Annotated in this window: 8 protein-coding genes, 4 tRNA genes and 2 pseudogenes; 5 read left to right on the top strand and 9 right to left on the bottom strand. The window is 61.3% G+C overall.

All coding sequences use genetic code 11. The annotated features are described in order from the left end of the window. Nucleotides 1–226 precede the first annotated feature (226 nt). From HGO40_RS22605 to HGO40_RS22590, 4 genes are read left to right on the top strand one after another with little or no spacing between them, the layout of a single operon-like run. Nucleotides 227–853, top strand: a complete 627-nt coding sequence (locus HGO40_RS22605) for a DUF1780 domain-containing protein (RefSeq protein WP_186709015.1) — start codon at nucleotides 227–229, stop codon at nucleotides 851–853. Next, complete coding sequence (locus tag HGO40_RS22600) at nucleotides 850–1,377, top strand: MOSC domain-containing protein (protein ID WP_250964804.1); 528 nt, start codon at nucleotides 850–852, stop codon at nucleotides 1,375–1,377. The genes HGO40_RS22605 and HGO40_RS22600 overlap by 4 nt, the downstream gene beginning before the upstream one ends. Before the next feature lie 52 nt (nucleotides 1,378–1,429). Then, on the top strand, nucleotides 1,430–1,603 hold the full coding sequence (locus HGO40_RS22595; protein ID WP_039593877.1) for a DUF3094 family protein: 174 nt from the start codon (nucleotides 1,430–1,432) through the stop codon (nucleotides 1,601–1,603). A gap of 60 nt (nucleotides 1,604–1,663) precedes the next feature. Then, entirely contained in the window at nucleotides 1,664–2,962 is a 1,299-nt protein-coding gene (locus HGO40_RS22590) for an NAD(P)/FAD-dependent oxidoreductase (RefSeq protein WP_250964803.1), read from the top strand. Between the two features lie 157 nt (nucleotides 2,963–3,119). Here the strand turns inward: HGO40_RS22590 and HGO40_RS30950 are convergent, their stop codons facing one another. The 9 genes and pseudogenes from HGO40_RS30950 to rluD form a co-directional block, all read right to left on the bottom strand. Next, on the bottom strand, nucleotides 3,120–3,983 hold the full coding sequence (locus HGO40_RS30950) for a methyl-accepting chemotaxis protein (protein ID WP_502943349.1): 864 nt from the start codon (nucleotides 3,981–3,983) through the stop codon (nucleotides 3,120–3,122). Next, nucleotides 3,975–4,745 (bottom strand): annotated as a pseudogene (locus HGO40_RS30945) (MCP four helix bundle domain-containing protein); the annotation flags it as partial. The pseudogene HGO40_RS30945 and the gene HGO40_RS30950, both read right to left, overlap by 9 nt. A gap of 144 nt (nucleotides 4,746–4,889) precedes the next feature. After that, nucleotides 4,890–4,966 (bottom strand) — tRNA-Pro (locus tag HGO40_RS22580). 94 nt (nucleotides 4,967–5,060) lie between these two features. Beyond that, nucleotides 5,061–5,136, bottom strand: a tRNA-Lys gene (locus HGO40_RS22575). 5 nt (nucleotides 5,137–5,141) lie between these two features. Then, nucleotides 5,142–5,218: transfer RNA gene (locus HGO40_RS22570), tRNA-Pro, on the bottom strand. A 7-nt stretch (nucleotides 5,219–5,225) separates the two neighbouring features. Then, nucleotides 5,226–5,301: transfer RNA gene (locus tag HGO40_RS22565), tRNA-Asn, on the bottom strand. 314 nt (nucleotides 5,302–5,615) lie between these two features. Beyond that, nucleotides 5,616–8,180: an ATP-dependent chaperone ClpB gene (gene clpB / locus HGO40_RS22560; RefSeq protein WP_186708990.1), complete on the bottom strand. Its 2,565-nt coding sequence runs from the start codon at nucleotides 8,178–8,180 to the stop codon at nucleotides 5,616–5,618. A gap of 130 nt (nucleotides 8,181–8,310) precedes the next feature. After that, the gene (pgeF, locus tag HGO40_RS22555) at nucleotides 8,311–9,036 is read right to left on the bottom strand and encodes a peptidoglycan editing factor PgeF (RefSeq protein WP_250964801.1); all 726 of its coding nucleotides are present in this window, start codon (nucleotides 9,034–9,036) and stop codon (nucleotides 8,311–8,313) included. Continuing rightward, nucleotides 9,033–9,995, bottom strand: a pseudogene (rluD, locus tag HGO40_RS22550) (23S rRNA pseudouridine(1911/1915/1917) synthase RluD). Before rluD ends, pgeF begins: the two are co-directional and overlap by 4 nt. Before the next feature lie 151 nt (nucleotides 9,996–10,146). Between rluD and HGO40_RS22545 the strand changes: the two are divergent. Further along, nucleotides 10,147–11,163: an outer membrane protein assembly factor BamD gene (locus tag HGO40_RS22545; RefSeq protein ID WP_250964800.1), complete on the top strand. Its 1,017-nt coding sequence runs from the start codon at nucleotides 10,147–10,149 to the stop codon at nucleotides 11,161–11,163. The last annotated feature ends 96 nt before the right edge of the window (nucleotides 11,164–11,259 follow it).

Raw genomic sequence — 11,259 nt, 5'->3', positions numbered from 1 at the left:
ACTGGCTAGAGTCGGAATCGAGCTTTTAGTCCCGCCCACCCCTTCAAGTCTAAACATACAAGCGAGCTTGCTCGCGATGGCGATGGCGCAGGGGCATAAAAAGCTCGACCTGCCTTCTGCTCTTGCTGGGCTTCAAGCGAACAGCATTACCTGCCTGAGCGAAAATTTCGCCCCATCACAGCAGCTTTATTTTTTTTGGCCACATTTGAACGCTAAGCTTGGGCTCATGGATGACTCCGATTACTTACGCCTGCTGACCATCGCGGCCGAGCAAGCCAACGCCTTTCTTTCCAATGCCCGCAAATGGGAGCGTGAGCGTTGGGTCTGCCAGCGTCTGCTGCAAGGGCTGAACGTGCCTTATCGGGCCGACGAGTTCGCTCCGGCCGGGGAGCCGCCGGACGTGCTGTTTCGCGATGCCAATTTCGAGGTGTTTTTCGTGCTCGACGAGGGCCGTCGCCTCAATGACGAATGGCGCGATGAACTGCAACGCCGCCGCAGCGCCTTTTCCCTGAGCCAACTGGTGCGGCGCGAAGCCAAGCCCAGGCGGATCCCGGCCAATGAGTTCCTGCTGCGCCTGGCCCCGACGCTGCGCAAGAAAGCCCACAACTACACCGAGCGCGGCATGGACTTGGGCGATCTGGACATCATCGCCTTCGCCAGTCTCAAGCGCGAAGTGCTGGACCTCAACAGTCACTTTCCACCGCCCACCGAATACCTGCGCCAGGGCTGGCGCTCGCTGTCGCTGGTGGGGCCGACGTTTGCCCGGGTGCTGTTCGCTCATCCCGATGCGCCGGATTTCCTGCGGGGCAACCTGGGCCGCAGCATTGTCTTCGATGTGGGGATCAGCCTGTGAGCCCATTGCAGGAACTGATCGCCGCCGTGCCGCAACAGGGCCGTGTGCGCTGGATCGGCGTGCGCCCCCAAGGCCACGCACCGATGATCGAACTGGACGCCGTGGAGGCGCGCCTGGAGGCCGGGCTGACCGGCGATCATGCCCGCCCCGGTGTGCGCAATGCGCGGCAAGTGACGCTGATCCAATGGGAGCACCTGGGCGTGATCAGCGCGCTGATGGGCCGCCCCGAGGACCAGCCGGTGCTGCCACAGGCGCTGCGGCGCAACATAGTGGTCAGCGGCATCAATCTGTTCAGCCTCAAGGGCCGGCGCTTTCGTATCGGCCAGGCCATTTTTGAAACCACCGGCTGGTGCCAGCCCTGCGCCCGATTGGAGCGAAACCTCGGCGAAGGTACATTCCAGGCCGTACGCGGCCATGGCGGAATCACCGCCCGGGTGTTAAAAAGTGGAATCATTCGCCTGGACGACCCCTTGGCCGTCGAACCCGTTCCGGCGAGCGGCTATGCTGCTTTCAATGCCAGCTAGCCGGACGCTGTAACGTCTTCACATTCCGCAACGTCTACCTGACGAGGCCTTTATGACCAGCCGCCTGAACCCAGACGACCAGAAGCATGTCGAAGAGTACCTGCAACTGTCCCAGCACCGAGTCGAGCGCCGGCCTTTCCGGCCGTGGATGCTCCTGGTGGTGGTACTGGCCATCACGATTGGCCTGGGCCTGTTGAGCCGACTGATCAGTTACCTGACGCTATGAGCCGCTTGATGCTCGCGCGGGTAACGGCACCGAATTCCTTTAGCCTTGCGAGATATCCCCATGACTCATCGTATTATCATCGTTGGCGGCGGCGCCGGCGGCCTGGAGTTGGCTACCCGTCTGGGTAAGACTCTGGGCAAGCGCGGCACGGCCAGTGTGATGCTGGTCGACGCGAACCTGACCCACATCTGGAAACCCCTGCTGCATGAAGTGGCTGCCGGCTCCCTCAACTCTTCCGAAGACGAACTCAACTACGTTGCCCAGGCGAAATGGAACCACTTCGAGTTCCAACTGGGGCGCATGAGCGGCCTGGATCGCGAGCGCAAGAGAATCCAGCTGGCCGCCACCTATGACGAGGCGGGCATCGAGCTGCTGCCAGCCCGGGAATTGGGCTACGACACCCTGGTGATTGCCGTCGGCAGTACCACCAATGATTTCGGCACCGAAGGCGCGGCGCAACACTGCCTGTTCCTCGACACCCGCAAACAGGCGGAGCGCTTCCACCAGCAATTGCTCCACCACTATCTGCGTGCCCACGCCGGGCAGACCGATATCGTCGAGCGCATCAGCGTCGCCATCGTCGGCGCCGGCGCGACCGGGGTCGAACTGGCGGCCGAGCTGCACAATGCCGCCCACGAACTGCACGCCTATGGCCTGGACCGGATCAAACCGGAGAACATGCACATCACCCTGATCGAGGCCGGCCCACGGGTGTTACCGGCACTGCCAGAACGCATCGGCGGACCGGTGCACAAGACTTTGGAAAAACTCGGCGTCAACGTGATGACCAACGCTGCTGTCAGCCAGGTGACCGCCGACAGCCTGATTACGACAGATGGCAAAGTGATCGACGCGAGCTTGAAGGTCTGGGCGGCCGGGATTCGCGCGCCAGAATTCCTCAAGGATATCGACGGGCTGGAGACCAACCGGATCAACCAGCTACAAGTGCTGCCGACGCTACAGACCACTCGCGACGAAAACATCTTTGCCTTCGGCGACTGCGCCGCCTGCCCGCAACCCGGCAGCGATCGTAACGTTCCGCCCCGCGCCCAGGCCGCGCATCAGCAAGCCTCGCTGCTGGCCAAATCCCTGAAACTGCGGATCGAAGGCAAGGCCCTGCCCGACTACAAATACACCGACTACGGCTCGCTGATCTCGCTGTCGCGCTTCTCGGCGGTGGGCAACCTGATGGGCAACCTGACTGGCAGCGTGATGCTCGAAGGCTGGCTGGCGCGGATGTTCTATGTGTCGTTGTACCGCATGCACCAGATGGCGTTGTACGGCATGTTCCGCACGGCCATGCTGATGCTGGGCAGCAAGATCGGCCGCGGGACCGAGCCTCGGCTGAAGCTGCATTAAGTCAGCAGCACTGAGGTCGAATGATCCACCGCCATCGCGAGCAAGCTCGCTCCCACAGTTGAGTGCGATCACCCTGTGGGAGCGAGCTTGCTCGCGATGAGGGCGGCGCAGTCAATACTTAAGCTCGGGCAGGATAACTGTCCAAGCTATCCACCGATCAAACCTGAAACCGCTGCACCATCGTGCGCAGCGAATTCGCCAGTTGCGACAACTCGTGGCTGGAGGCACTGGTCTGATCCGCGCCGGAAGCCGAGCGCACCGACAAATCACGAATGTTCACCAGGTTGCGATCGACCTCGCGGGCCACTTGTGCTTGCTCCTCGGCAGCACTGGCGATGACCAGGTTGCGCTCATGGATCTCGCTGACCGACGCCGTAATGGTGTGCAGCGCTTCCCCTGCCCGCTCCGCCATCGCCAGGGTGCTTGCCGCACGACTGGAGCTGGCCTGCATGGAATCGAGTGCCTGGGTGGCACCGCTGCGCATGCCTTGGACCATCTGCTCGATTTCCTGGGTCGATTGCTGCGTGCGATAAGCCAGCGCCCGCACCTCGTCGGCCACCACCGCGAAGCCACGTCCACTCTCTCCCGCCCGGGCCGCTTCAATGGCCGCGTTGAGGGCCAGCAGGTTGGTCTGCTCGGCGATGGCGCGGATTACGTCCAGCACCTTGCCGATATCCTGCGACTGGTTGGCCAAAGATTGCACCAGGCCGCCGGTCACTTGCACATCGTTAGCCAGGGCGCCAATGGCCTCGACCGTGTCGCTGACCCGCTGCTGCCCCAGGGATGCCGACTCACTGGACTGACGCGTGGCATCGGAAGTGGAAACCGCATTGCGTGCAACCTCCTCCACAGCGGTGGTCATCTCGGGGACGGCGGTGGCAGCCTGTTCAATTTCGTTGTTCTGTTGCTGCAGGCTGCGGGTGCTGTCGAGCGTGACGGCGTTCAGCTCATCGGCTGCCGTGGCCAGTTGCGCGGCCGAGCCGCTGATGCCCTGCAACGTCTCGCGCAGATTCTGCTGCATGGCCGCCAACGCCTTGAGTAAACGGCTGACTTCGGCGTTGCCATGGGTGTCGATCGGTCGGGTCAAGTCACCCCGGGCGACGCTCTCCGCAGCATTCAGCGCCTCGCCCAGGGGCTTGACGATACTGCGCGTGAGCAACATGGCCAGGGCCACCGTGGCCAGGGCGGCAAGCACAATGAACAGGCTGACGATCATGCGGGAATTGGCGTAGTGCTCCTGGGACTTCTGGCTCTCGATGGACACCTGCTTGGAGAACAACTCCGCCAGATCGTTGAGCTGCTTGCCGGAACCGTCCACCACGGTCTTCATGTCCACCAGCAGCAACTTGATCAGATCATCCCGACGCCCCTGTTCCGCCAGGGTGAAGGATTGCGCGATACCGGTACGGTACGCAGCGAACGTCTGCTTGAACTGGTCGTAAAGGGCCTTGCCTTCAGGCGTCACGACGAGTTTTTCGTAAGCCGCAATTTTTTCGCCCAGTTCCTTGTCGCGGGTGTCCATCTGGCCGCGGTACACCGGGATGTTCTTCGGATCCTGGTCCAGGGCCATGCGCAGGGAGATCGTGCGGATTCGCAACATCCACTCGCGAATCTCGTCACCCCCGCGAATGCTAGGCAGCCATTGGGTTTCCACGGCGACTTCACTGTCACGAATGCTCGACATCTGCCCCAGCGCAAACACCCCGAGCAATGCCACCAACACGGCGATCAAGGCAAACCCCAGCGCGGCGCGAGGGGCGATATTCAACTGACGAAGAAACATAAGGGTGCCTTTTTTATTGTTGGCCCGAGGTGGGGCCGGGCCCCTGTCGGTGGGTTATCGGCAAGTTGTACGATGACTTAAGTCAATCCACTTTATTCCAGGCAAAAAAAATCCCCGTATCTTTCGATACGAGGATTTTTAATATGGTCGGGGTAAGGGGATTCGAACTCCTGACATCCTGCTCCCAAAGCAGGCGCGCTACCGGACTGCGCTATACCCCGGTAAAAAAAAGGCGACCTTTGCAAGTCGCCTTCCTCGATCAGTGCTTTTGGCCTCTGATCTTAAGATTCGATTCCAGCGAGCTGGTTTCAAAAATGGTGGGTCGTGTGGGATTCGAACCTACGACCAATTGGTTAAAAGCCAACTGCTCTACCAACTGAGCTAACGACCCAAATATGGTCGGGGTAAGGGGATTCGAACTCCTGACATCCTGCTCCCAAAGCAGGCGCGCTACCGGACTGCGCTATACCCCGATTGAAATGGCTCCGTGACCAGGACTCGAACCTGGGACCCAATGATTAACAGTCATTTGCTCTACCGACTGAGCTATCACGGAACTGATATTTCAAGTTACTGCAATTTGAAGCTACATCGTTGAATCTCGCTTCAACCTCTTTCACCGTCTGCATCGCTGCGTTCGTGTGTCTGAGGCGCGCTATTCTACAATTTTCAAAACCTCTGTCAACCCCTTAAATTGCTTTCAAGACAATGATTTGCAACTTATTTTGGATTCCTTCCCAGTGAGAAGTAACCCTTGGGGTGACGTACTGCGGGGCGCACTTTACAAGCCTTTTCCTTTGAGTTCAACGGCCTGATGAAAAAAATGGCCTCGCAAGGCAAGGCCATTTCAATTGCCAGCAGTCCCGGCTATCAGTTAAAGACGATTTCGTCGTTCTCCACCGTTCCGGTCACGGTTTCCCCCGGCATGAAGCGCCCCGACAGAATCAGCTGCGCCAGCGGGTTTTCGATCCAGCGCTGGATCGCCCGCTTCAGCGGCCGAGCGCCATAGACCGGGTCGTAACCCACCGCGATCAGCTTGTCCAACGCCTCATCGCTCAATTGCAGTTTCAGCTCGCGCTCGGTCAGGCGACTGCGCAGGCGGCCCAACTGGATCTCGGTAATGCCGGCAATCTGATCCCGGGCCAAAGGCTCGAAGATCACCACTTCGTCGACCCGGTTGATGAACTCCGGCCGGAAATGGGTAGAGATTGCGTCCATCACCGCCGCGCGCTGCGCCTCGCGATCACCCACCAGCTCCTGGATCTGCGTCGAGCCCAGGTTGGAGGTCATCACGATCACCGTGTTGCGGAAGTCCACCGTGCGCCCGTGGCTGTCGGTCAGGCGACCATCCTCCAACACTTGCAGCAGGATGTTGAACACATCCGGGTGCGCCTTCTCGACCTCATCGAGCAGGATCACCGAGTACGGCTTGCGACGCACGGCCTCGGTCAGGTAGCCGCCCTCTTCGTAGCCAACATAACCCGGTGGTGCACCGATCAGCCGTGCCACGGAATGTTTCTCCATGAACTCGGACATGTCGATGCGCACCATTGCCTCCTCGGTATCGAAGAGAAACTCGGCCAGTGCCTTGCACAGCTCGGTTTTACCGACACCGGTCGGGCCGAGGAACATGAACGAGCCGCTCGGACGGTTAGGGTCCGACAATCCGGCGCGGGACCGGCGCACGGCGTTGGACACTGCCACCACGGCTTCTTCTTGGCCAATCACGCGCTGGTGCAGCAGGCTTTCCATTTTCAGCAACTTGTCACGCTCGCCTTCGAGCATCTTCGAGACAGGAATGCCGGTCCACTTGGACACCACTTCGGCGATTTCTTCCTCGGTGACTTTGCTGCGCAGCAACTGGTTTTCGCTCTTGCCGTGCTGGTCGACCATTTGCAGGCTGCGCTCCAGGTCCGGGATCACCCCGTACTGCAGCTCGGCCATGCGGTTGAGGTCGCCTTTGCGGCGAGCCGCTTCCAGTTCCTGGCGAGACTGTTCGATCTTTTGCTGGATCTGCGCAGAACCCTGGACCTCGGCTTTCTCCGAGTTCCAGATTTCCTCGAGGTCGGAATACTCACGCTCGTGACGCACGATTTCTTCCTGCAACCTCTCCAGGCGTTTCTTCGCCGCTTCGTCGCTTTCTTTCTTCAGGGCCTGGGACTCAACCTTGAGTTGAATCAGGCGACGCTCCAAACGATCCAGCACTTCGGGCTTGGAGTCGATTTCCATGCGAATGCGGCTCGCGGCCTCGTCGATCAGGTCGATGGCCTTGTCCGGCAATTGACGGTCGGTGATGTAGCGGTGGCTGAGCTTGGCCGCCGCGATGATCGCGCCGTCAGTGATCGCCACCTTGTGGTGAACTTCGTAGCGCTCTTTAAGGCCACGCAGGATGGCGATGGTGTCTTCTTCGCTCGGTTCCTCCACCAGCACTTTCTGGAAGCGCCGCTCGAGGGCCGCGTCCTTCTCTATATATTGACGGTACTCGTTGAGCGTGGTCGCGCCGACACAGTGCAACTCGCCACGGGCCAACGCTGGCTTGAGCATGTTGCCGGCGTCCATCGAGCCTTCGCCCTTGCCGGCACCGACCATGGTGTGCAGTTCGTCGATAAACAGGATGATCTGCCCTTCCTGCTTGGACAGTTCATTGAGCAGGGACTTGAGCCGTTCTTCGAACTCGCCGCGGTACTTGGCACCGGCGATCAGAGCCCCCATGTCCAGGGACAACAGGCGCTTGCCCTTGAGGCCGTCCGGCACTTCGCCGTTGATGATGCGCTGGGCCAAGCCCTCGGCGATGGCGGTTTTACCCACGCCAGGCTCACCGATCAGCACCGGATTGTTTTTGGTACGGCGTTGCAGCACCTGGATCGTGCGGCGGATTTCATCGTCGCGACCGATCACCGGGTCGAGCTTGCCTTCCTCGGCACGCTTGGTCAGGTCGACGGTGTATTTGTCCAGCGCCTGGCGCGACTCCTCGTGGTTGGCGTCGTTGACCGCTTCGCCGCCACGCAGGTTGTTGATGGCGTTTTCCAGGGCCTTCTTGCTCACCCCTTGGCCAAGCAGCAACTTGCCGAGCTTGCTGTTCTCGTCCATGGCGGCGAGCAGCACCAGCTCGCTGGAAATGAACTGGTCGCCCTTCTGCTGGGCCAGGCGATCGGCCTGGTTAAGCAGCCGCGCCAGATCCTGGGACATGTTCACGTCACCGGTCGGATTCTGGATCTTGGGCAACTGGTCGAGTTCTTTGGCCAACTCTTTTCGCAGGCTGTTGACGTCAAAGCCGACCTGCATCAGCAGGGGCTTGATGGAGCCGCCCTGCTGTTCGAGCATGGCTTGCATCAAATGCGCCGGTTCGATACCGGGATGGTCCAGGCCGACGGCCAGGGACTGGGCATCGGACAGGGCCAATTGCAGTTTGCTGGTTAAACGATCAATACGCATGGGTCACCTTCCTAATGAGCAGGCCGGACCTAGAAAACATCCTGAATGAAGAAACCTGCCAGATACCGTTATAGATGTGGTCGATTCTGGAAGATTCAAGCCGGGCGCCCTTGATGCAGATCAGAGAAGTCTAGCGCTCGATCCAGATCAGCGAGGCGAAGCGACCAGTGCGCGGATTGCGCCGGTAGGAAAAGAAACGTGGGTCGGTCACGGTACAGAAACCGCCGCCGTAGACGGCCGTGATACCGCGTGCCGCCAGACGCAGCCGTGCCAATGCGTAGATGTCGGCCAGGCATTTGCCGGCGTTGGGGCTCGCAACGAAGGCTTGTGCCGCCTGGGGCAACTGCGCGATGAAGGCTTCACGCACTTCCGGTCCGACTTCGAAGGCTTGCGGGCCGATGGCCGGGCCGAGCCAGGCCAGGATTTCATCCGCAGGCACGGCAAGGCTGTCGAGGGTGGCTTCCAGCACACCGTTCGCCAACCCGCGCCAACCGGCGTGGGCCGCCGCGACGCGGGTGCCGGCACGGTTGCAGAACAGCACCGGCAAGCAATCGGCGGTCATCGCCGTGCACGCGATACCCGGCGTGGCGGTCCAACTGGCATCGGCGGTCGCCACCTGGGTCGGGTCAGCCTCGACCACGACAATGCCGTGGACCTGCTGCAGCCAGGCCGGGGTGATGGCGAATGGATCGGTGAGGCGGCGGCGATTTTCGGCGACGGCCGTGGGGTCGTCGCCGACATGGTCGCCGAGGTTGGGGCGGGCGAGCGGCGCCAGGCGGGCGCCGCCCTCGCGGGGGGTGACGCAGGCCTTGACCCGGGCCGGCGCGGGCCAGTCGGGTATCAGCCAGTCACTCATCCGATGAACGCCTCGCGGTCCTGCTTGAGCAACGTCAGCAACCAGACGAAATCATCCGGCTACGGCGATTCCCAGCTCATGCGCTTGCCGGTCGTCGGGTGATCCAGCTCCAGGAAACGCGCGTGCAGTGCCTGGCGCGGGAAACTCTTCAGCGATTCGACCATGGTCTGGCTGGCGGCCGGCGGGATGCGGTAACGACCGCCGTAGGCCGGGTCGCCCACCAACGGGAAGTTGATGTGGGCCATGTGCACACGAATCTGGTGGGTACGGCCGGTTTCCAGCTTGACCCGCACGTGGGTGTGGGAACGGAAACGCTCCAGCACGCGGTAATGACTGACCGCCTGCTTGCCGCCTTCCATCACCGCCATGCGCTGGCGCTGCTGGCCGTGGCGACCGATCGGGGCGTTGATCTTGCCACCGGCGGTGACCACACCGATCACGATGCACTCATAGATGCGGCTGACGCTGCGGCTTTGCAGCTGTGTGACCAGCTGTGTCTGCGCCTGGATGGTCTTGGCCACCACCATCAGGCCGGTGGTGTCCTTGTCCAGGCGATGGACGATGCCGGCACGGGGCACATTGATGATGTCCGGCACGTGGTGCAACAAGGCGTTGAGCAGCGTGCCGTCGGCATGACCGGCCGCCGGGTGCACTACCAGGCCCGCGGGCTTGTTGATCACCAGGATGTCATCGTCTTCATAGACGATGTCCAGGGCAATGTCCTGGGCGACCCATTCTCCCTGGGCCTCCTGCTCGGCAGTCAGTTCGAGGATGGCACCGCCGTGGACGATGTCGCGCGGACGGATCACCGCCCCATCCACAGTCAGGCGGCCGTCCTTGATCCAGGCGGAAAGGCGCGAGCGAGAGTGCTCGGCAAAGAGTTGTGCGGCGACTTGATCGAGGCGTTGGCCGCCCAAATCGGACGGCACCTCTGCGCGAAGTTCTATTTTATCGGACATGCTCGGACTGGGCGTCGGCACAGCCTTTGGTTTCGGCTGCGCGCTTGTGGTTAAATACGGCGTCTTTTGCCCCGAGGCTTTTCAACGGGGCGCTCATCATAACAGGACGGCCCCGCCCAAGACAGCGGCCGTCATAGGGACGCAAGCCGCCATGCAAGTGAAACACCTGCTGCTGATCGCCATCCTCGCATTGACTGCTGCTTGCTCGTCGAAGGAAGTCGTAGACGAAAACCTGAGCGAAGTCGAACTGTACCAACAGGCGCAGAACGACCTGGATAACAACAGCTATACCAGCGCCACCGCCAAGCTGAAGGCGCTGGAGTCGCGGTATCCGTTCGGTCGCTACGCCGATCAGGCCCAGTTGGAGCTGATCTACGCCAACTACAAGAACGCCGAGCCGGAAGCTGCAAAATCCGCCGCCGAGCGTTTCATTCGCCTGCACCCGCAGCACCCGAACGTCGATTACGCCTACTACCTCAAGGGCCTGACCTCCTTCGACCAGGACGTCGGCCTGCTGGCGCGATTCCTGCCGCTGGACATGACCAAGCGTGACCCGGGTGCCGCGCGCGACTCCTACAACGAGTTCGCCCAGCTGACCAGCCGCTTCCCCAACAGCCGCTACTCGCCAGACGCCAAGCAGCGCATGATCTACCTGCGCAACCTGCTGGCTTCCTACGAAATCCACGTGGCCGACTACTACCTGACCCGTCAGGCCTACGTCGCCGCCGCCAACCGTGGCCGCTACGTGGTGGAAAACTTCCAGGAAACCCCTTCGGTGGGTGATGGCCTGGCGGTGATGACCGAAGCCTACCAGCGCCTGCACCTGGACGACCTGGCCGCCACCAGCCTGGAAACCCTCAAGCTGAACTACCCGGACCACCCTTCGCTGGTCGACGGCCAGTTCACCCCGCGCGTTGACGAAGCCGACAACCGTTCGTGGCTGAGCAAGGCGACCCTGGGCCTGATCGAGTCCCGTCCACCGCTGCCGCCGGGCGAAACCCGCGCCCACCAGGACGTACAGCGTCAGTTCCAGGATGCCAAGGAAGCCATCCCGAACGAACTCAAGCCCAAGGATGAAAATGGCGACGTGATCGAGGAAGAAGAGCCTGAGAGCGATTCCAGCGACCGCTCCTGGTTCAGCTACATGACCTTTGGCCTGTTCGACTGAGCCAAGGCACCTACAAAAAGGGAGACCCGACGGTCTCCCTTTTTTGTGCCCGGGTTTTATTGCGCTGTGCGCCGTTCCTGTCCTTGGCTAAACTGC

The organism is Pseudomonas sp. CG7, assembly GCF_023701885.1.
Lineage (GTDB): Bacteria > Pseudomonadota > Gammaproteobacteria > Pseudomonadales > Pseudomonadaceae > Aquipseudomonas > Aquipseudomonas zanjanensis.
This window is presented reverse-complemented; position numbering and strand designations above follow the sequence as displayed.